The 19,562-nt window shown below is 55.4% G+C and carries 18 protein-coding genes and 3 tRNA genes; 13 read left to right on the top strand and 8 right to left on the bottom strand.

Annotated elements, in window-relative coordinates:
* Positions 1-75: 75 nt before the first annotated feature.
* Positions 76-162 (bottom strand) — tRNA-Leu (locus TH2_RS08795).
* A 117-nt stretch (positions 163-279) separates the two neighbouring features.
* On the opposite strand from TH2_RS08795, the gene lipB reads away from it, so the two are divergent.
* From lipB to TH2_RS08780, 3 genes are all read left to right on the top strand, one after another.
* A complete protein-coding gene (gene lipB / locus TH2_RS08790; protein WP_008890064.1) occupies positions 280-930 on the top strand; it encodes a lipoyl(octanoyl) transferase LipB in 651 nt (216 codons plus the stop codon).
* A gap of 20 nt (positions 931-950) precedes the next feature.
* Positions 951-1,967, top strand: coding sequence for a diguanylate cyclase (locus TH2_RS08785; protein ID WP_051007606.1), 1,017 nt, complete (start codon positions 951-953; stop codon positions 1,965-1,967).
* 338 nt (positions 1,968-2,305) lie between these two features.
* Positions 2,306-2,845: a hypothetical protein gene (locus TH2_RS08780; RefSeq protein WP_120225574.1), complete on the top strand. Its 540-nt coding sequence runs from the start codon at positions 2,306-2,308 to the stop codon at positions 2,843-2,845.
* Positions 2,846-3,137: 292 nt separating this feature from the next.
* Here TH2_RS08780 and TH2_RS08775 read toward each other — a convergent pair whose 3' ends face one another.
* Together TH2_RS08775 and TH2_RS08770 are read right to left on the bottom strand one after the other, a co-directional pair.
* Positions 3,138-3,410 (bottom strand): DUF4169 family protein, encoded by a 273-nt coding sequence (locus tag TH2_RS08775; protein WP_008890061.1) that lies wholly within the window; start codon positions 3,408-3,410, stop codon positions 3,138-3,140.
* A gap of 150 nt (positions 3,411-3,560) precedes the next feature.
* A complete protein-coding gene (locus tag TH2_RS08770) occupies positions 3,561-4,682 on the bottom strand; it encodes an OmpA family protein (RefSeq protein WP_008890060.1) in 1,122 nt (373 codons plus the stop codon).
* 336 nt (positions 4,683-5,018) lie between these two features.
* Here TH2_RS08770 and TH2_RS08765 point away from each other — a divergent pair.
* Together TH2_RS08765 and TH2_RS08760 are read left to right on the top strand one after the other, a co-directional pair.
* Positions 5,019-5,095: transfer RNA gene (locus TH2_RS08765), tRNA-Arg, on the top strand.
* Between the two features lie 54 nt (positions 5,096-5,149).
* Positions 5,150-5,226, top strand: a tRNA-Arg gene (locus TH2_RS08760).
* Positions 5,227-5,397: 171 nt separating this feature from the next.
* On the opposite strand, the gene TH2_RS08755 is transcribed toward TH2_RS08760, so the two are convergent.
* Positions 5,398-5,886, bottom strand: coding sequence for a fasciclin domain-containing protein (locus TH2_RS08755; protein ID WP_008890059.1), 489 nt, complete (start codon positions 5,884-5,886; stop codon positions 5,398-5,400).
* 263 nt (positions 5,887-6,149) lie between these two features.
* Between TH2_RS08755 and TH2_RS08750 the strand changes: the two genes are divergently transcribed.
* Complete coding sequence (locus TH2_RS08750) at positions 6,150-6,671, top strand: glycine cleavage system transcriptional repressor (RefSeq protein ID WP_008890058.1); 522 nt, start codon at positions 6,150-6,152, stop codon at positions 6,669-6,671.
* 6 nt (positions 6,672-6,677) lie between these two features.
* On the opposite strand, the gene TH2_RS08745 is transcribed toward TH2_RS08750, so the two are convergent.
* A complete protein-coding gene (locus tag TH2_RS08745) occupies positions 6,678-7,838 on the bottom strand; it encodes a GGDEF domain-containing protein (protein WP_008890057.1) in 1,161 nt (386 codons plus the stop codon).
* 389 nt (positions 7,839-8,227) lie between these two features.
* Here TH2_RS08745 and TH2_RS08740 point away from each other — a divergent pair, with 389 nt between their 5' ends.
* Positions 8,228-9,214, top strand: coding sequence for an HpcH/HpaI aldolase/citrate lyase family protein (locus TH2_RS08740; protein ID WP_008890056.1), 987 nt, complete (start codon positions 8,228-8,230; stop codon positions 9,212-9,214).
* Positions 9,215-9,276: 62 nt separating this feature from the next.
* Here the strand turns inward: TH2_RS08740 and TH2_RS08735 are convergent, their stop codons facing one another.
* The gene (locus TH2_RS08735; protein ID WP_008890055.1) at positions 9,277-10,116 is read right to left on the bottom strand and encodes an NAD(P)H-dependent oxidoreductase; all 840 of its coding nucleotides are present in this window, start codon (positions 10,114-10,116) and stop codon (positions 9,277-9,279) included.
* Positions 10,117-10,213: 97 nt separating this feature from the next.
* On the opposite strand from TH2_RS08735, the gene TH2_RS08730 reads away from it, so the two are divergent.
* Positions 10,214-11,128: a LysR family transcriptional regulator gene (locus TH2_RS08730; RefSeq protein WP_008890054.1), complete on the top strand. Its 915-nt coding sequence runs from the start codon at positions 10,214-10,216 to the stop codon at positions 11,126-11,128.
* A gap of 91 nt (positions 11,129-11,219) precedes the next feature.
* On the opposite strand, the gene TH2_RS08725 is transcribed toward TH2_RS08730, so the two are convergent.
* On the bottom strand, positions 11,220-12,242 hold the full coding sequence (locus TH2_RS08725) for a zinc-binding alcohol dehydrogenase family protein (RefSeq protein ID WP_008890053.1): 1,023 nt from the start codon (positions 12,240-12,242) through the stop codon (positions 11,220-11,222).
* A gap of 178 nt (positions 12,243-12,420) precedes the next feature.
* Here TH2_RS08725 and TH2_RS08720 point away from each other — a divergent pair, with 178 nt between their 5' ends.
* Entirely contained in the window at positions 12,421-12,789 is a 369-nt protein-coding gene (locus tag TH2_RS08720) for a winged helix-turn-helix transcriptional regulator (protein WP_008890052.1), read from the top strand.
* On the opposite strand, the gene TH2_RS08715 is transcribed toward TH2_RS08720, so the two are convergent.
* A complete protein-coding gene (locus tag TH2_RS08715) occupies positions 12,790-13,284 on the bottom strand; it encodes a GNAT family N-acetyltransferase (RefSeq protein ID WP_008890051.1) in 495 nt (164 codons plus the stop codon). It lies immediately after the preceding gene.
* Between the two features lie 162 nt (positions 13,285-13,446).
* Between TH2_RS08715 and TH2_RS08710 the strand changes: the two genes are divergently transcribed.
* From TH2_RS08710 to TH2_RS08695, 4 genes are all read left to right on the top strand, one after another.
* Positions 13,447-14,403: an acetyl-CoA carboxylase carboxyltransferase subunit alpha gene (locus TH2_RS08710; RefSeq protein ID WP_008890050.1), complete on the top strand. Its 957-nt coding sequence runs from the start codon at positions 13,447-13,449 to the stop codon at positions 14,401-14,403.
* Positions 14,404-14,529: 126 nt separating this feature from the next.
* Entirely contained in the window at positions 14,530-15,366 is an 837-nt protein-coding gene (locus TH2_RS08705; protein WP_008890049.1) for an ion transporter, read from the top strand.
* A 113-nt stretch (positions 15,367-15,479) separates the two neighbouring features.
* Positions 15,480-16,259: an MBL fold metallo-hydrolase gene (locus tag TH2_RS08700; RefSeq protein ID WP_040823107.1), complete on the top strand. Its 780-nt coding sequence runs from the start codon at positions 15,480-15,482 to the stop codon at positions 16,257-16,259.
* 107 nt (positions 16,260-16,366) lie between these two features.
* On the top strand, positions 16,367-19,558 hold the full coding sequence (locus TH2_RS08695) for an ABC transporter transmembrane domain-containing protein (RefSeq protein WP_008890047.1): 3,192 nt from the start codon (positions 16,367-16,369) through the stop codon (positions 19,556-19,558).
* Positions 19,559-19,562 lie beyond the last annotated feature (4 nt).

Genomic DNA, 19,562 nt, shown 5'->3' with positions numbered 1-19,562 from the left:
CCACAAACGAAAAAACCCGCCATTGCTGACGGGTTCTTTTTCGTGACCTTCCCGATTGAACGGGAGGCCAGATAATGGTGCGGTCGAGAAGACTCGAACTTCCACGGGGGTTAGCCCACAGCGACCTCAACGCTGCGCGTCTACCAATTCCGCCACGACCGCATATGTTTTGCAGCAAAGCCCTTGAGGTAATTAAGTGGGCTTGCCTTGGTGCGGAAAGGGAGATAGCAAATTGGTATCCCCTGATCAAGGGCTCATTTCACTTATTTGACAGGAAAAATGCAAAGCAACGCCCCAACCGCGCAAATCCCCGAGTGGCGCACCACCCCGGAGTTGGTTTCCTACCCCGAAGCCCTTGCAGAAATGGAAGCCCGCGCAGAGGCCATTCATGCTGGCGAAGCCCATGAACTTGTTTGGTTTCTTGAACATCCGCCGCTTTATACCGCCGGCACCAGTGCCCATGCCGAGGACCTCGTCGATCCGGATCGCTTTCCGGTCTATGACGCGGGCCGCGGCGGGCAATATACCTATCACGGGCCGGGTCAGCGCACGGTTTATCTGATGCTCGACCTTAAGAATCGCGGTCGCGATGTCCGGGTCTATGTCCATAACCTTGAAGAATGGGTGATTCGCACCCTGGCCCTGCTTGGCGTCAAAGGCGAACGGCGTGATGGCCGTGTTGGCATCTGGGTGGTGCGCGATGATGGCCGCGAAGACAAGATCGCCGCCATTGGCGTTCGGGTGCGCCGCTGGGTGACGTTCCATGGCATTGCGATTAATGTCGCCCCGGACCTGACGCATTTCGGTGGAATCGTGCCGTGTGGCATTTCCGACCATGGGGTCACTAGCCTCAAAGATCTTGGCGTCGATATTCCTATGGCGGAACTTGATCGCCTGTTACAACAGACCTTTGGCGAAATCTTTTCGTAACACCAATCCGGGCCTTCCGAATGAGTGACAAGTCGCAACCGGCCAAGGCAGACACCCCGCCAGCTAAAGGCAGATCCAAGGGCCATAAAATGCCCGAAAGCATTGCCGATGGCGGGATGGCCGATGCCGAACGCGACATTCTTGCCGAACTTGAAAAGGCGCTTGGCGAACATATCGCCCTTTTGCTGCGCTGGAACCGCAAGCTGGTTCTGGCGGATTCGGGGACGTCATCTGACACCGACGAAGACGATCATGATTGTGATTTCGGGGCGTGGTACGCGCTTAATCGCCATAACCGCCTGATTGACCAACCCGCCATGCGCGCCCTGGCAACCACCCATCAGCAACTTCACGAGTCGGCCAAACGGCTTTTAAGCGCACATGATGTCGATCACGAAGTCGATTCGGCCGAGTTCGACATGATGGCCCTGCGCGCAGAATCGTTTTTTGCTCAGTTGCGTCGTCTGGAGCGTGCCTTTCGCACCGCGCGATCAGATGTCGATCCTCTCACGGGCACCTATAACCGTCAGACCATGATGGGTGACCTGAATGCCGAACGCGAACGTGCGATCCGCACCGGCGTCCCTACCGCGATCGCGCTGGTCGACCTTGATCACTTTAAATCGGTTAACGACACCTATGGTCATCAGGCAGGTGATCTGGTTTTGCAATCAGTCGCTGGCATCCTGCAATCGCATGTGCGCCCGTTTGATAAAGTATATCGCTATGGCGGTGAGGAATTCCTCGTCTGCCTGCCCAATGCCGACATGAAGCAATGCGCGCGCGTTCTCGAACGCCTGCGTCGCGTGATCGAGGCATCCCCGGTCGCCATCTCGGATGAAACGATATTGCCAGTCACGGCCTCCATCGGCGCGGCACCGATGACCAAAAACCGCACGACCGAGCAAATCATCGAGAAGGCCGACAAGGCCCTGTACGCCGCCAAGGAAGGCGGTCGCAATCGCGTGCGCGTCTGGCGAAACCCGGATGGCAAGACCGCGTCCACGGCCACAAAACCCGGCAAGAACGCGACCTGAGGCGATCTGCGCCGATGCACCAAGGCCGAGAGTGCTGCTACCTGGCCCAAGCCACACCAAATCAGGAAAAATTTTCACCAAATTCTGCTGCAACGCAGCAACGACAATAGGCACCTGTTTTCAGATTGTTACGCCGTGAAAGTGTTTTTGTTCACTACCAAGAACAAAAAATTCCGCATAAGCGAAATCTTGTCTTCACAAGTTGGCAACATATCTGCAAACTATAATAAGAAAAAGCAGCAGGGCTTTGCCCCCATCAAGACCGAGAGAGCAAGGCCAAGAGATAATCGCTGCCGACTTGGGAGGGAATTCGTTTAGACCCGAACGGAGGCCCATGAATGTCCAGTTCTATGGATTTCGCGCCTGGCGACCCGACCTTGATGCTGACCGTACTGCGCAGCGCCGAGGCAAATCTTGATCGCAGCATGTTGCTGCGCCGTGTCTTGTCCCTTTTCTGTACCGACGATTATGGCAATCAGGTTGCCATCCAGGACGGCCCTGACTTGCAGCGCCGCATCGACAATGCCATTGCCAATCTTCAACTGGCTGGCTTGATCCGCATGACGGCTGGCGAAGAACTCTCGATCACCTCGCTTGGCACCGCCATGATGATGGCCTACCCGCTTGGCATCGATGATGGTGTGCTGTGTTCGCTGCCGGCATTTCGCAACAGCCTTTATGAAACCCATGCGCCGGTGGTTCAGGAACGTCACCTGCCGAACTCGGCCTATGGTTCAGGTTTTTCGGCCGGGATCGATGCCCATCGCCTGACCGAAAACCCCTATCCGTCTGATTGCCGTGATCATGAAGACTGGTTGATGGGATGGGATGAGGCCCTTGATCAGGCCAAACGCGAAGCGGAAACGCTGCTGAACTGATCCCCGTGATCCGTTCACACTGCGCCTGAAGACTTGCGACCGGCAAACGGAATGCAATGTCCGAAGCCGCGATTTGAATACCCGGCACTGCCGGTGATGCCGTGCCACCTTGTGCAACGGCCGACACCTGCCCGTTTGATCCGCAACGATGGCAATATGCCATTGCCTCTGCACGTCACACGCGGGCAACAGTTCTCTGCCCCCTGATCACAACTTACAAACCAACAAAGCACCACACGCGGTTTATGCGCATGTAGTCGGCATCTTCTTGTTCACTTGATTGGTTGGGGCGCTATTTAACTTCGCTGTCGGACGGGTCATCAGATGCGAAGATTGAAACCACGTTATTTTCGCTGAGCTCTGCGGCTTGGTCTTCCTCACCACCGGTCGGCTTTTCACGCTTGTGCCCATCATGCTGTTTGTCGGCGTTCTGACGTTCATGTTCAGTCAGGGTGCGTTCGCCGCGCGTGCGCCCGTGCAGCAAGCGGTTCTGATCAGCCTTGCGCGCCTTTTCGTCGCGTTGCTTGCGTTTGCGTGCCTGACGCAGATTAACCAGATCGCCCATATCAGCCTTCTGTTTTCTGGCTTCTGTTTTTCTGGCTGACCGGATCAGGCGAAATAACCTGACCGGCATGACCCGAAATAAAAAACGGGTGCTTCGATCTCCCGAAGCACCCGCTAGCCGTTCTTAAAATCCGTAGGTGTCCGGCAGGACTTAGCGCACGAAGACGTGCACCTCGTTTGCCGAGACAGATGCGCTGGTCGCATCGGAAGCACGCACGCGCGAGCTTGGCATGCCCATATCGGTCAGCGACCGAAGAACTGCCTGCGCGTTGCGCTTGGATTTATTGGCATTCAGCGCAACCTGCGCCGGGGTACCACGATTCGGTGTCACCGCAACCACATCAAAGCTTGCCTGCGGGCGACGTTCAAGAACGCGGTTCACCGCGTTATACAACGCCTGCTCGTACTTGACGCTCGCCGTGTCAAAACGGATCACGACAAGCGGACGATCACTTGGTGCGGCTGCCATACGCTGACCGCTTGATGCCGGTGCAGCCTGCGACTGGAAGACACGCTTGGAAAGGGAATCCCCGAAGATCTCGCCATTCTTGACAGCCAGAGCCAGCGCATTGAGGTTCGCGCGTTCTGTGCTGACATAAGACGTCTGACGGGCAAGGCTTTCGCTGATTTCGTTCAGAAGACGATCAATCAGCACCGTGGTGCGGTTGGTTTCGTCTTCAAGCAGGGCCAGCTGACGGTGGTCTTCGTCAACAGCGCCTGAAACCTGATAGGCCGAACGAACCGACTCAAGCAGGAAGGTCGACAGCGTGCTGTCGGCAGCAACCTTGTTGGCCAGCGAGTTCAACGCGGCAATGTCATCATTCACACGGTCCAGTTCGGACTGTGCGGTGTTCCACTGCTGCACCAGAACCGGGTTACCCGGCGTGGTGCCGACCTGCAGACGGGCACTGATCGCGGCAACCGTGCCGTGATAGGCCTGCGAGTGCGCGACGGTCTGTCCACGCAGCTGCTGCAGTTCGTTGCTATGATTGCTCAAAGCGGATTTGAGACGGTTCAGCTCCTGCTGCATGTTCTCGACCTTGGTACCAACAAAGGTTCCGGTCTGAGATACCCCAGTCAGCGGTTCCGTGCTTGCAGCAACGTCATAGCTGGTGATGGCATCGGCACCAACAGGCTGATTGGCAACGACGTTTTGCTGCGTCGTTTCCTCTTCACCGGCAAGTGTCGGCCACAGGGCCTCAGAAGAAAAAGAACATCCCCCCAGCATCAGGGCGGTGCCGATTACGGCGAGGTAGGTTTTACGAACGGCCATTTCGATCTATTACCTAAGTAGAAATATGCGAATCTCCCTGGGCCTGCCTTTTTATCTAGGTGAAACAAGCCCCTGCTCCCCCGGGATTGAAAGCATCTTAGTCTACGACCACTTATGGAACAAGACGCATTTGCCCCTTTTTTGCCGAGTCTTGTCCTTATTCACTTCAAAGCGGACAAAGCCGGGCAAAACAGGGGCGTAGCAGTCAGGTAAACTGCGCCCTGTGAAAAAATGGCAAAAATTCAAATTTACTGCTTGCAATGGCATGCTCGTTTGCATAAGTTCCGCTCCGCCGACGGGGAGCAGACCTTTGCAAACCGCCGGAAATTAAGGCAAGCGCCCGTAGCTCAGCTGGATAGAGCATCTGACTACGAATCAGAAGGCCGGAGGTTCGAATCCTTCCGGGCGCGCCAGTGAAAGGCTCGACGTTACCGCGTCGGGCCTTTACCATTTATACAAGCGTAAAAGCGCCCGTAGCTCAGCTGGATAGAGCATCTGACTACGAATCAGAAGGCCGGAGGTTCGAATCCTTCCGGGCGCGCCAGTCAAAGGCCCGACGTTACTGCGTCGGGCCTTTGTTGTTTCGCCCACCTGCTTTGCGCTTGCTTGGTCCGGCGCACAATCTGCAAACAACCCCCAGCAGAAAAAAGCCCGGCACATATTTGCACCGGGCTTCGTATCTTATTTCGGGGACTTTATGTCGGTGTGTGCGGGATTACATGCCCGGCATGATCACGGTGTCGATCACGTGAATAACACCGTTGTCAGCTTCGATATCGGCATTGACCACAGTGGCTTCATCGACCATGACACCGTTCATGGCATTCACATCGATGCTGTCACCCTGGACACTGGCCACCATCATTTCCTTGCCTGCGATGTCACCCGACATCACTTTGCCCGGCACCACATGATAGGTCAGGATGGAAACAAGCTTGTCCTTGTTTTCCGGCTTAAGAAGGTCTTCAACGGTGCCTGCCGGCAGTTTGGCAAAGGCTTCGTCGGTCGGCGCAAAGACCGTAAACGGACCTTCGCCTTTAAGCGTATCGACAAGTCCGGCGGCCTGCACGGCCGCTACAAGCGTGTTGAACGAACCGGCGGCAACGGCGGTATCAACGATGTCAGCTGCTTTGGCAGACATGGCGCCAAAGGTCAGGCTGGCAGCAGTCGCAACGGCAATGAGAGACGATTTGATCGCAGACATGGTCCTATCTCCTGTTAACCAACGTGGAATTTCAACGTCGAATTGTTGCTGTCACAGGAAGGCATACGGCCCATCATCGCGTATCAGTTCAATCATATGATTGTGATAACAAAGGCGCATCCAATCACCTTTGCACAACGTACTACACCCTTGGCGCGTAGCCATCCGATCGACAAAATCACTGCATCTTGTATCGCTGCGGTGTTATGGTCAGCTGATCACAAGGGCAAAGCCCGATAAGGGACCTAGGACGGAGCGCACCAATGAATGCCAACACCCGGATCACCATTTCCTGCGATGACCGCGTCGGTTTGATTTCCGATATCACCGGACGACTGTTTGATATCGGCACAAACCTTGGCCCAACGTCATTTTCGCTCGACGGCGATGTTGCGAAGTTTGAAACCAGTTGCGAACTTCCCGACGAATGCCCGATATCCGAATGCGAGGCTGTGCTGCGCGGGCTTTCCCTTGGCAATGCCGACATCACGGTCGAAGCCATTGCCGCCGCCCCTGAAATGACCACGGCACCGGGTGCGACCCATCTGATCGAATGTTCGGGGATCGATCAGCCGGGCCTGATCGCGCGCCTGTCGGAAATCTTTATTGAATACAATGCCAACATCGTCCGTCTGGCGGCATCGGCAACCGATGAAAAGGACGCGCGGATTTATACCCTGCGCTTTGCCGTCGCCATTCCGCCGGAACGCGCCGCCAACTGCCTGGCAACCCTTGCCAATACCGCGGGCTCGATGCGGCTTGTTTTCAAATACGACGAACTTTAGGCCAGGCTAAATCACCACCCGGTTTCGGCCAGATTGCTTTGCCTGATAAAGCTTCTGGTCCGCACTTTTCAGGACTGCCCACGGGTCGGTGGTGTCTTCATCGCGTTCGCACACACCAACTGAAATGGTGACGGAAACGGATTTGTTTTTTTCCGGCGGAGTGATCTTGTTCTCTGCAATCCGTTTACGCAGCGCATCAAGTGGCTCTGCGGCACGTTCGGCACTTCGTCCGGCAAACAGCACGGCAAATTCTTCGCCGCCATAACGGTATGCCTTGCCACCACCGCCGACGCGCGCAAGCTCCCGCGCAACCTTTTTCAAAACGATATCGCCAACATCATGGCCGTAGGTGTCGTTGAACTTCTTGAAGTGATCAACATCAAGCATCGCAATCGCATATTGATTGCCAAGTTCCGCCATCGCATGACCAAGGGCACGCCGACCGGGCAATCCGGTCAGATCATCAACGAATGCCATCCGCCAGGCTTCCTGCGCCAGCCCCGCCAGAACCACACCGGTTGCCGCCAGATATCCATATTGAATAATGCCGGTGCCCATCACCGTTGCCACATCAATCGCAATGATCGCGGCCGCAAAACTGGTTTCAAGCGGCTTGTGCCGGATCAAAAGCAAGACCACCGCGATGACCGATATGATCATCGCCGGATGGGGCATTGCGCCCAAAATACCGGTGCTGACAAAAAAGCGCGTATCGAGCACGCGATGCAGCGCCGATCCGACATCGGGTTGGCCCGCCAGCATCAGCATGACAAAGATCTGCAATCCCAGAACCAGCATCCGGGCAATGCCGCGCGGGTTTAAAACACCGCGTTCGGCCGTAAAGCCCAGCAAAAGCAGATTGATCGGGATCAGATAAAGTGTCGCGACCCGCAGGAACGCCAATCCCTCGGCCGAAATGCCGGCCCCATTACCGACCAGAAGCCAATAGCAAACCAGCAGCAAAGCCATGACAAAAACCGCGCGCCCGCGGTTAAACCACCAGCCAATCGCCCCGCCCAGCACCGCAAGCAAAAACGGTCCGTATCGGACCAATCCGGAAAGTTCGGCTGGCACCAGTGTCGGTGAAACGGCCAGCACCAGACACGCGCCCAAAATCAGGGCAGGTGCCAGTCCGGCAGAAACAACAATGGAATAAGCGCGACGCATGGGGCGTTCGATACTACCTGCTGATGGGGTCTAAGGGCCCGCAACCGATGGCGTTCCCGGTATCGCCGGTAATCTAACGACAGTCCGGTTAAGGGGCTATTGCTTTATCCGGCTTATCTCGAGTTTTTCTGATTTACGGATCGTGTGCACCGAAAGCACTAGAGACATAAGTGTTTTAAAACTTGCCAGCATTCGCATCCGCACCCTAAATTACCCACAGGATTACTGCGACGCACAATGATCGCAGACCACATAACTGTCACGGCGGCCACGGTACGATCCCGAAAACGGGACGCAAGAATACGCCACATGCTTCGCGCGATGATCGATTGAGGATCCATCGCCTGCGACGCACTGATTGAAATGACAGGTTCTGGAGAAACGTTACCATGAGCTTCACCACACCGACCCCGGCCCCGGCACGCCTGAACCGGTCCGAACTTGCCGTTCCCGGCAGCCGGATCGAACTGTTTGAAAAGGCCGCGAAATCCAAGGCCGATGCCATTTTCCTTGATCTGGAAGACGCCGTTGCGCCCAGTGACAAGGAACAGGCACGCAAAAACATCATCGAGGCCATCAACGATATCGACTGGGGCGACAAGGTCCTGTCGGTGCGCATCAATGGTCTTGATACCCATTACATGTATCGTGACGTCGTCGATGTACTTGAACAGGCCGGTGACCGGCTTGACCTGATCATGATCCCCAAGGTCGGAACCGCTGCCGACGTCTATGCCCTTGATATGATGGCAACCCAGATCGAAACGGCCAAGGGCCGCAAAAAGCGCATCGGGTTTGAGCTGATCATTGAAACCGCCCTTGGCATGCAAAACATCCATGAAATTGCCGCAGGCTCCCCACGCAATGAAAGCCTGCATTTCGGGGTCGCCGATTACGCCGCCTCGACCAAGGCGATGACAACCGGCATTGGCGGCCCGAACCCGCATTATGGCGTTCTGACCGACAAGGATGGCGATAATCCGCGCGATTATCACTGGGGTGACATGTGGCATTACGCCATTGCCCGCATGGTGGTTGCGGCCCGCGCCAACGGTCTGCGCCCGATTGATGGTCCATTTGGGGATTTCTCTGACCCGGATGGTTACCGCGCGCAGTCGGCCCGCGCTATGGTTCTGGGCTGTGAGGGCAAATGGGCGATCCACCCAAGCCAGATCACCCTCGCCAACGAGGTCTATTCGCCTTCTGACGCCGAAGTCACCAAGGCCAAGCGCATCCTCGAAGCGATGGAAAAGGCCCAGTCCGAAGGCGCCGGTGCCGTGGCCCTTGATGGTCGTCTGATTGATATCGCATCCATCAAACAGGCCGAGGTCATGGTCCGTCAGGCCGAAGCCATCGCCGCACGCGACGCGGGTTAAACGCCTCATATACAGATCACATCAAAAGGGCCGGGATTTTCCCCGGCCCTTTTCAGTATCATCTAGGATGCCAATCGGCGTGATTGCCTGACCTGCCCGTGCAGGATTTCTTGGGGATCGCCTTCACGCACCAGATGCATGTTGATGCCATCCGACCCACCACCGAGTTCCGGTTTCAAGCGCTGCTTACCATCATAATGGCCACCATTTTGGGTGCGGTACGGGATTGGATCATCGGTGAACAAACCGGCAAGGCGTTGCTTGAACGCAGTCTCGATTTCTGCCCAGCCGTCCTCATCCATGCGATCGGTGCTGTAAACCGGGAATGGCGGCATGACATCCATACCGGGATAGAAAAGCGCACCATGCTGGATCGGCCACAACACATCATCGATGCTGCCATTAACACCGCGGTCACTGTAATGCGGCAAATGTCCACCAATCGGCACAATCAGCATCGCGCGGCGTCCGGCAAGCGTGCCTTCGCCATATCGATCGCCCCAATGCGTCTCACTATGTTCGCCGACACCATAAGCAAAGCCATAGGCGAACACCCGATCAAACCAGCCTTTCAGGATGGCGGGCATGCCGAACCACCACAGTGGAAAGCTGAACAAAACCGCATCCGCCCACAAAAGCTTATCCTGTTCGGCGGCGATATCCGCCGTCTGAAAGCCGGACGCATAGGCATTTTTGGACTCTGCCACATAGATCAGCCGATCAGGATTACGACGTTCGGTGAAATCGTGCGCATCAGCCAGCGGCTTCCATCCCATGGCATAAAGATCAGAAACCTGCACGGCGTGGCCGTCAGCACGCAGTGTTTCAACCGCAACATCCTTTAATGCGCTGGTCAGGGATGCGGGTTCGGGATGGGCATGGACAATCAAGACATTCGACATTGGGCCGTCCTTTCCAAAGGGGATCACGTTCGATGCGTGATCATGGCCTGATGTTCTGCTATCTTTGAAATTCAATAATTTTTGATCTGGTATAAATATGACAGATATCAGCAAGCTTGACCTGAACCTGCTGGTCACACTCGACACGCTGCTGGCCGAACGCAATGTCACGCATGCGGCAAGGCGCCTGAACCTCAGCCAGCCGGCGATTTCAACCCGGCTGACGCGCCTGCGTGATTTGCTGGGCGATCCATTATTACTACCCGCACAGCGCGGCATGATCCCGACCGAACGCGCACTGGAACTGCAAGAACCGCTGCATCAGGCACTGGAAGGTGTTCGCCGGGTCGTTGCGGAAAACAGTCCGTTTGATCCATCAACAATCACCGCCACCATCGCCATTGCCGCCAGTGACTATGTGCAATACGCGATCCTGATGCCGCTTCTTGACGTTTTGCGGCGTGATGCACCGGGGATCAAGGTCGCCTGGCGCACGATCAACACATCCATGCTTGATAGCCAGATGGCGCGCGGTGATGTCAGCCTTGCGCTTTCAACGCCTGAAACCGCGCCAGAAACGCTTCGGATGCGCAAAATCTATCGTGAGGAATATGTCGCAATCGCCAGATGCGATCATCCGGCAATCAGCGAGCCACTTGATCTTGATAGCTTTTGCGCACTTGACCATGTCGTGGTTTCCCCCGAAGGCGGCGGATTTAAGGGGCCCGCGGATGATGCCCTTGCGGCACTTGGACGCAAACGCAACGTTGCCCTGTCTGCACCGGGGTTTCTTGTTGTCCCCGAAATCGTCGCACGCAGCGATATGATCGCCCTTGTGCCCCGGCGGGTTGCCTGCGGTCGCAGCGGTCAGATCCAGATATTTGATCCCCCGATGCCTGTCACAGGTTTTGACATGGCCCTGATCTGGCATGATCGCACCACCACCCATCCCCTCTATCGCTGGCTCCGCGATCAGATCACAGCATTGATCGCAGATGCCTCCGGTGATTAACCGGCAGAGCCCGACAATAAAAAAGGCCGACCCGCGACATTCACGCGGATCGGCCCGAAATTCAGATGCCTGTTACTCTATGGCACTGCGATCAGTCGGCAATGCCGTCAAAGATGATCTTGCCAATGGCCTTGCCACTTTCCAGCAACGCATGCGCTTTCTGCAGGCTTTCCGGTGACAGTGCGCCAAAGCTTTCATTCGCCGTATTGGTAATGGTGCCCTCATCAACCAACTGGGCCACCGTCGCCAGAAGCTTGTGCTGTTCAATCATGTCAGCCGTCTGGAACATCGAACGGGTAAACATGAACTCGTAGGAAAAGCTGGCAGACTTGGCTTTCAGAAGATCCACATTGTGATTTTCCTGCGCCTCGGTGATCGTGACAATCCGGCCCTGCGGCGCGATGACACTCGCCATCACATCAAAATACTGATCGGTTTCCGACGTGCAGAAAATGTAATCAACATTGGCGACATCAATGGCTGCCAGTTCTTCATCCAGCGGATTGCGATGGTTGATCACCTGATCCGCGCCAAGCTTTTTGACCCACGAAATGGTTTCCGGGCGTGATGCGGTCGTGATGACTTTCAGACCGGCAAGCTTTGCCAACTGAATGGCAATCGATCCAACACCACCAGCCCCGCCAATGATCAGGATCGTTTTGTTTGCATTGGCGTCAGCCGCCTTGCGGTCAATCAGAAGACGATCAAACATCGCTTCCCAGGCGGTAATCGTCGTCAATGGCAGGGCGGCTGCGGCGGCAAAATCAAGTGACTTCGGCTTAGGCGCGACAATGCGTTCATCAACAAGTTGCAGCTGGGCATTGGACCCCGAACGGGTCACATCCCCGGCATACCAGACTTCATCGCCCGGACGGAAAAGGGTGACGTCTTCGCCAACGGCTTCGACAACACCGGCCGCATCCCAACCAAGCACCTTGAAGGCGCCGTCATCCTGCTTGCCCTTGCGGACTTTGAAATCAACCGGGTTCACTGCAACGCCCTTTACCCGCACAAGGATATCGTGACCCTCGGCAACCGGGGCATCGGTTTCGATCTGGGTGAACAGGCCGTCGGTTTCGACCGGGGCAGATTTATAAATACCAATGGCTTTCATCTTTGGCATTTCCTTCCATCAAAGGTTTGATTTGTGAATGGCCAAGTTTTAACGCATAATCCTTTTTGAAATAAGTACGCACAATTTCAGCATATAGTATCAATTTGTATACTATTGCGGATTTCCGGGCATTACAGGCACATCACCTGAACCGGTCTTGCTGATTTGGAGGTTGAAGATGAATAGCTGCCCACCCAACAGAAGCCCCGGCTGCCCGGTTGAAGGTGCGCTTGATATGATTGGTGGCAAGTGGAAAGGCGTTGTGATGTTCCATCTGCTTGATGGCACGAAACGCTTTAACGAACTGCGCCGTCTGATGCCCGGCGTCACCCAGCGCATGCTTACCCGCCAGCTCCGCGAACTTGAGGCCGACGGTCTTGTGCATCGTGAAGTCTATGCCGAAGTCCCGCCGCGCGTTGAATACAGCCTGACCCAAAAGGGTGAAACGCTGCGCGGCATTATTCTGGCCCTCAAGGACTGGGGCGAAACCCACGTTCCGTATTATGCGATGTCAAAACGCCCAATGCCCGAAAGTAAAACAGCCTGATCAGATTTGCTGCAAATCACGCGCCATTTTCCAGAATGTCGTTCTGTCATATCCGTCATGAACACCTTCGCCGACAATCGCAAACCCGCGTGATTTGAAGAACGCGATATTGTCTTCAAGTTCGATCCGAACACTAAGCCGCATATGCTGCTTGCCGCGATCACGCGCAAACGCGCAGGCGGCTTCGACCAATGCCTTGCCGATACCAGCCCCCTTGACCGCCGGGTCAACCGAAAGCTTGTAAAGATAGGCGTCCTTGCCGACATCCTCGATCCAGATTTGGCCGATGATGTTGCCATTTCCATCCCGGGCAACAAACAGTGTGTCACGGGCAAAACGCCATTGCAGTTCGGAAACCGAAACCGATTTGGCCGAGCTTGGCGGATCGACAATATCGTCCTGAAAGGCAAAGGCTGCCAAAAGAATTTCAACAAGCCGCTCGAACGAAACGTCGTCCGGGGCATTGATGTGTGTGATCTCGATACTGGACGTCATGGGGTTCCACGTGCAAACTGTCGGGCGTAATGAATGTATGAACACTACGCCATAATTATTACGTAAACGGAAAATATGGACTGTTCATAGCTCCGCCCTTGACGTGGCGGGTCGATATACTATGTTCCGCCCCATTGTTTCCCAGTCGGATATGATGCCCTGATGCATAACTTCCTCGATTTTGAAAAGCCGATCGCCGAACTTGAAGGCAAGATCGAAGAGCTCCGTCATTTGACGGGCAGTGACGAAGTCAACATCGCAGACGAGGTTTCCCGCCTGCAGGAAAAGCTGACCAAGCTTTTGCAAGGCACCTATGGCAAGCTGACCCCCTGGCAGAAAACTCAGGTGGCGCGCCATCCTGATCGTCCGCATTTCACCGACTATATCGCCAACCTGTTTGACGATTTCACCCCGCTTTCCGGTGACCGCCAGTTTGGCGAAGACGCCGCAATCATCGGCGGTTTCGGTCGTTTGCAGGGCCGCACGGTGATGGTGATCGGCCATGAAAAAGGCCGCGACACCGAAACCCGTGTGAAACACAATTTCGGTTCCGCCCGCCCCGAAGGCTATCGCAAGGCAATCCGCCTGATGCGCATGGCTGAGCGTTTCAACATCCCGGTTGTCACCCTTGTTGATACTGCTGGTGCCTTCCCGGGTGCCGATGCCGAGGCGCGCGGCCAGTCCGAAGCCATCGCACGTTCGATCGAAGCCTGCCTTGATATCAAGGTGCCGCTGGTGTCTGTCATCATCGGCGAAGGTGGATCGGGTGGTGCGATTGCGCTTGCGGTTGCCAACAACGTTCTGATGCTTGAAAACTCGATCTATTCGGTGATCTCGCCAGAAGGTTGCGCATCCATTCTGTGGCGTTCTGGCGACGAAGCCAAAACCGCCGCCGAGGCGCTCCGTCTTACCGCGCAGGATCTGTTGCAGCTTGGCGTGATTGACGAAATCGTACCAGAGCCGCTTGGTGGCGCACAGCGCGATGCCAAGGAAGCCTGCAAACGGGTTGGCAAAGCGATCATCAAGGCACTTGAAAGCATGGATGACGTCGAAGGTGGCGTGCTGAAGGCGCGCCGTCGTGACAAGTTCCTTGAAATGGGCCGCAAGGGCCTGAACTGATTTTCCATTCAGGGCGCAGACCATCGTCAATGATGCTGCGCCCTGTTGTCATTTTCCGGCGCAGTCTGTCCGTCGGTTATATCCGGCAAAATGAAGCGCCCTTTTCCGGCCTGGTCGGGAGGCACCATGAATTTTCTTCGCCGGATCGTTGAATCCAATCGCTTTCAAAACTTCATCACCGCCGTCATTGCGATTAACGCCATCATCCTCGGGCTTGAAACCTCCCCGACCGTGATGAATGCGGCGGGGTCGGTGCTGCATGTGCTCGATCAGGTGGCAGTCGCGATTTTTGTCATCGAACTGGTGATGAAACTTGCACTCTATCGGCTGGCCTTCTTCAAGCGCGCCTGGAATGTCTTTGATTTCACGATTGTTGCCATCACCCTGATGCCAGCGGGCCAGGGCGTCTCGGTCCTGCGTGCGCTGCGTATCCTGCGTGCCTTCCGCCTGATTTCGACTGTGCCCTCCATGCGCAAGGTGGTCGAGGCCCTGATGCGCGCCATTCCCGGCATGATTTCCGTCCTGACATTGCTGTCGCTGGTGTTTTATGTCTCGGCCGTGATGGCGACCAAGCTGTTTGGCGAAGGCTTCCCCGACTGGTTTGGCACGATTGGCGAATCACTTTATTCGCTGTTCCAGATCATGACGCTGGAAAGCTGGTCGATGGGCATTGTCCGCCCGGTGATGGAGTCTTATCCGCTGGCGTGGCTTTTCTTCGTGCCGTTCATTCTGGTGACGACATTTGCCGTCCTGAACCTGTTTATCGCGATTGTGGTTGATGCGATGTCGACACATGTCGATGTTGAAGAAACCCAGACCCGCGATGTGATCGAACTCGATCATCAGGAAATCATGACCGAACTGCGCGCTCTGCGTAGTGAAATGAGCAAACTTGCCAACGCCCGGAACGACCATCCACAAGACGTCCCATCCGATCAAAACAAGACATCGACACCATCCTGAACAGTCGGTCAGGCCAGGCTTGCCGGGAAAATTGAGCGGTTACTCATAAAAAGGGGGTGGTTAAACGCCCCGAACCTCGTCTAATCTTTCGACAAATATCGGGAGATCGGGGAATGAAGCTAACGTTTGCGGGGACAGGATCGGCCTTTTGTATGGCCGCTGACAATTTTCAGAGCAACATGGTTCTGGAAACGACCCCGTCGGGCAATGACCAACCACAGCGCCTGCTGATTGACTGCGGTTCAGACGCGCGCCATTCGCTGCGCAACATTGGTCATATGCCAAACGACATTCATGGTGTCTATGTCAGCCATCTGCATTCGGACCATATCGGTGGGCTCGAATGGATGGCGCTTGCCAATTATTTCGTCTTCGAGGGGCACCGGGCGGAACTGTTTGCGGTTGACGAACTGCTTGAACCGCTGTGGGAACACTCATTGCGCGGCGGCCTTGAAATCAGCGACCACGGCAACAGCAAACTGTCGTCCTATTTCGATGTGGTTCCGCTTTCCACCAAGAACGGATTTGACTGGCATGGCATGCATTTCGATGTCATCCCGGTTGCGCATGTCGTGACACCGGAAAGCACGATGTATTCCTATGCCCTGTTCGGTCACGGCCAGAACAAGTCCTTCTTTCTGACAACAGATGCGATTTTCAATCCCGAAGACCACATGCCGTTCTACAAAAAGGCCGACATCATCTTTCAGGATTGCGAACTCGGCCCCCGTCATTCCGGGGTCCATGCCCATTACGACCAACTTGTGACCCTGCCTGCCGAGATCAAGGCGAAGATGTGGCTCTATCACTATCAGGCTTATGATAAACCCGACGCCGTGGCGGACGGTTTCTGCGGGTTCATTGAACCGGAACAAAGTTTTGATCTTGGTTGATCAGACAACCGGCGCATAACCTGCACATTAGGGTCCTGACCCTGCCCAAATATAAAAACGAGCAAACGGAACAAAAATGTTCCACAACCACAAAACGGGACGTGCGAATGCCCAAATCGGTTTTTGCCTATATATGGCGTCATAGCCGCCTCCAGCAGATCATGCTGACATTGGTCACGCTGGCCTCTTTCCCGTTTCTGTATTACTCGCTTGATCTGCCCAAGCAGATCGTCAACGAGGCCATCGGTGGTGCCGGTGCGCCCTATGACATCCTTGGCGTCGATCTGACCCAGATCGAGTATCTGTTCGCCCTCTCGGGCATTTTCCTCGCCCTCGTCTTCGTGAATGGCGGCTTCAAATACTTCATCAACGTCTATCAGGGCGTGATGGCAGAACGCATGCTGCGTCGCATGCGCTACGAGCTTTTTGATCGTGTTCTGCGTTTTCCACTGCCGCATTTCCGCAAGACCAGCCAGGGCGAAATCGTTTCCATGATCACCGCCGAAGCCGAACCGTTGGGCGGCTTCTTTGGCGAGGCCTATGCCCTGCCGCTTTATCAGGGCGGCATTCTGATCACGATTTCGGCCTTTATCTTTATTCAGGACCCTTTGATGGGCCTGGCAGCGATCGCGTTTTATCCGTTGCAGGGCTATCTGATCCCGAAACTGCAACGCCGCGTGAACCTGCTTGGCAAACAGCGCGTTCAGAACGTGCGCCGCATGTCCGAACATATCGGCGAGACGGTTGGTGGTGCGACCGATATCCGTGCCAACGAAACCCAAGGGTTCGAACTGACCCACTTCACCCAGCGTCTGGGCCGGATTTTCGAGATCCGCAAGGAAATCTATTTCCGCAAATTCTTCATCAAGTTCCTGAACAACTTCATCGCCCAGATCACCCCGTTCTTCTTCTACTCCATCGGTGGCTATCTGGTGATTACCGGTGACCTCAGCTTTGGTGCGCTGGTCGCGGCCCTTGCCGCCTACAAGGACATGTCGGCACCGTGGAAAGAGCTTCTCGCCTATTATCAGCGCCTTGCCGATGCCAACATCAAATACGAACAGCTGCACGAACAGTTCGAGCTGCCTGATCTTGCACCGGAACACGAACTGATTGCACCGGTTTCGCCAAAACTGGCCGGCCCGCTGGATGTCAGTGCCCTGTCATGGACGGACGAGGATGGCACCCGCGTTGTCGAAAATGTTTCGTTTAACATGGGGTTGCCGGGCAAGGCCCTTTTGACCGGCGCATCAGACAGTGGCAAATCGCAACTTGCCCGTCTGATTGCCCATATCATGACCCCGACGGGCGGGCGCATTCAGTTTGCCGATTTTGATGCCACCACCCTTCCGGCTGCGGTGGTCGGGCAACGTCTGGCCTATGTCGGGGCGGATGCGTATCTGTTTAATGGCAGCATTTCCGATAACCTGTTCTATGGCCTGAAACACCGCCCCGTCCTTCTGGAGCAGGATAACGATAACCCCGCACCCGACAGCGATGCGGACGCCAAAGCCTATCCCGATCCCAAATTTGTCGATGTCGTCGAACTTGCCGATCCGGCAGACCTGCCGTGGAAGCTGACGCGCGAAATGTATGACGAGATCCAGATGTCGGGCAACATCCCCTATGATCCGTCTGCCGAGTGGATCGATTATGTCGGACCGGGATTTGAATCGCGCGAAGACATGCAAAAGGAACTGATGCGCCTGCTTGAGGTGGTTGGCCTTGATCGTGATATTTATCGCATTGGCCTGCAACGCCGCATCAGCCCCGAAGAACGCCCGAACCTTGTTCAATCGGTACTCGATGTCCGTCCGCGCCTTAAGGAAATTCTGGCCGAACGTCAGCTTTCCGATCTTGTCGAACCGTATGATTTCGACAAATACAACGACAACGCGCCGGTCGGTGTGAACATCCTGTTCGGGACGCCATCACGCACCGAATTCAAGCGGATGGACTTCCTGTCCCATCCCTATATCCAGAAAAGCCTGCGTGAAAGCGGCCTGTATGAAAAGATGATCAAGATGGGGCGTGAAACGCTTGATCTGATGATCGAACTGTTTACCGGCCTGCCGCCGGGGCATGAATTCTTTGACCGTTACAGCTTCGTCTCGGCCGATGAAATGCCCGAGGTGAAGAACATTCTGAAACGTACCGACGGTGTGCGTGTTGATGACATGCGCAAAGAGGACCAGTTGCGTCTTCTCGACGTTGCCATGCAACTGACCCCGGCCCGTCACCGCCTGCGCGTGATTGATGATGATTTCCGTGAACTTGTTCTTCAGGCCCGGCCCAAGTTCCGTGAAAACATGCCCGATGATCTGGCAGGCTATATCGACTTCTTCGAGGCTGATGGCTACGCATCAGCAGCGCCGATCCTTGATAACTTGCTGTTTGGTCGCTTTGCCTATGGCCGTGCAAATTCCGAGGAACGCGTCGGAGAGGTCCTGTTTGAAATCGCCCACGAAGGCGGCCTCTACGAAGGATTGGTGTCCCTTGGCCTTGAAAGCCAGGTCGGCGTTGGCGGCAGCCGCATGTCCCAGACATTGCGTCAGAAAATCGCCCTTGTCCGTGCACTGATCAAGAACCCGGATCTTCTGGTCGTCGACGAAGGTCTTTCGGCGCTGGATCGCGAAACCCGCGAAAGCATCATCAACTACCTGACAGGCGAAAGTGACCATACCAGTCTGGTTTGGGTCGATGATGATGACCATGCCGGTGAAAAGTTCGATACCTTGCTCTATATGTCGAACGGAAAACTGGTCAAACGCAAAAGCATTGCCGATGACAGTGAAACAACAACCGAAGAAACCGAAGACGAAGCCGCAGCTGCACTTGCAGCAGGCGACATCGATCAGGAAGTCCGGTTGCTGCGCACCATCCCGCTATTCGCAGGCCTCGATCCCAGTGTCGTCAAGCTGCTGGCCTTTACCAGCCCGCGCCTGACCTTCAAGCATGGCGAGGTTCTCGTCAAACAGGGCGATCCGGGTGATGCCGCCTTTATCGTCATTTCCGGGCGCGGTGAAATCTGGCTGACCACCGATGAACACCAGACGCTCAAACTGCGTGACGTCCATGCCAAGGAAGTCATTGGCGAAATCGCCCTGCTTGTCGATGCACCGCGCTCGGCAACAATCCGTGCGGTCGAAGACATGACGGTTCTGAAACTCGACAAGACCGAATTCCTCGGCCTTGTCCGACAGGATCAGGCTGTTTCCAATCAGTTGATCCGTGTTCTGGCCGAACGGCTTGATCAAACCACCAAACAGCTGACCAACCGAAACAACGACAAGAACTGACAAA

Origin of the sequence: Thalassospira profundimaris WP0211 (assembly GCF_000300275.1) — a bacterium.
Lineage (GTDB): Bacteria > Pseudomonadota > Alphaproteobacteria > Rhodospirillales > Thalassospiraceae > Thalassospira > Thalassospira profundimaris.
Note: the sequence above shows the minus strand (reverse complement) of the source record. Positions and strands in the feature narration are given on the sequence as shown.

What these genes read in the sequence shown, in the direction of transcription:
- TH2_RS08785 (WP_051007606.1), top strand. Translation starts at nt 951, where the DNA reads ATGAGTGACAAGTCGCAACCGGCCAAGGCAGACACCCCGCCAGCTAAA.
- TH2_RS08770 (WP_008890060.1), bottom strand. Translation starts at nt 4,682, where the DNA reads ATGGCCGTTCGTAAAACCTACCTCGCCGTAATCGGCACCGCCCTGATG.
- lipB (WP_008890064.1), top strand. Translation starts at nt 280, where the DNA reads ATGCAAAGCAACGCCCCAACCGCGCAAATCCCCGAGTGGCGCACCACC.
- TH2_RS08725 (WP_008890053.1), bottom strand. Translation starts at nt 12,242, where the DNA reads ATGAAAGCCATTGGTATTTATAAATCTGCCCCGGTCGAAACCGACGGC.
- TH2_RS08700 (WP_040823107.1), top strand. Translation starts at nt 15,480, where the DNA reads ATGAAGCTAACGTTTGCGGGGACAGGATCGGCCTTTTGTATGGCCGCT.
- TH2_RS08775 (WP_008890061.1), bottom strand. Translation starts at nt 3,410, where the DNA reads ATGGGCGATCTGGTTAATCTGCGTCAGGCACGCAAACGCAAGCAACGC.
- TH2_RS08745 (WP_008890057.1), bottom strand. Translation starts at nt 7,838, where the DNA reads ATGCGTCGCGCTTATTCCATTGTTGTTTCTGCCGGACTGGCACCTGCC.
- TH2_RS08695 (WP_008890047.1), top strand. Translation starts at nt 16,367, where the DNA reads ATGCCCAAATCGGTTTTTGCCTATATATGGCGTCATAGCCGCCTCCAG.
- TH2_RS08720 (WP_008890052.1), top strand. Translation starts at nt 12,421, where the DNA reads ATGAATAGCTGCCCACCCAACAGAAGCCCCGGCTGCCCGGTTGAAGGT.
- TH2_RS08755 (WP_008890059.1), bottom strand. Translation starts at nt 5,886, where the DNA reads ATGTCTGCGATCAAATCGTCTCTCATTGCCGTTGCGACTGCTGCCAGC.
- TH2_RS08780 (WP_120225574.1), top strand. Translation starts at nt 2,306, where the DNA reads ATGTCCAGTTCTATGGATTTCGCGCCTGGCGACCCGACCTTGATGCTG.
- TH2_RS08730 (WP_008890054.1), top strand. Translation starts at nt 10,214, where the DNA reads ATGACAGATATCAGCAAGCTTGACCTGAACCTGCTGGTCACACTCGAC.
- TH2_RS08735 (WP_008890055.1), bottom strand. Translation starts at nt 10,116, where the DNA reads ATGTCGAATGTCTTGATTGTCCATGCCCATCCCGAACCCGCATCCCTG.
- TH2_RS08740 (WP_008890056.1), top strand. Translation starts at nt 8,228, where the DNA reads ATGAGCTTCACCACACCGACCCCGGCCCCGGCACGCCTGAACCGGTCC.
- TH2_RS08710 (WP_008890050.1), top strand. Translation starts at nt 13,447, where the DNA reads ATGCATAACTTCCTCGATTTTGAAAAGCCGATCGCCGAACTTGAAGGC.
- TH2_RS08705 (WP_008890049.1), top strand. Translation starts at nt 14,530, where the DNA reads ATGAATTTTCTTCGCCGGATCGTTGAATCCAATCGCTTTCAAAACTTC.
- TH2_RS08750 (WP_008890058.1), top strand. Translation starts at nt 6,150, where the DNA reads ATGAATGCCAACACCCGGATCACCATTTCCTGCGATGACCGCGTCGGT.
- TH2_RS08715 (WP_008890051.1), bottom strand. Translation starts at nt 13,284, where the DNA reads ATGACGTCCAGTATCGAGATCACACACATCAATGCCCCGGACGACGTT.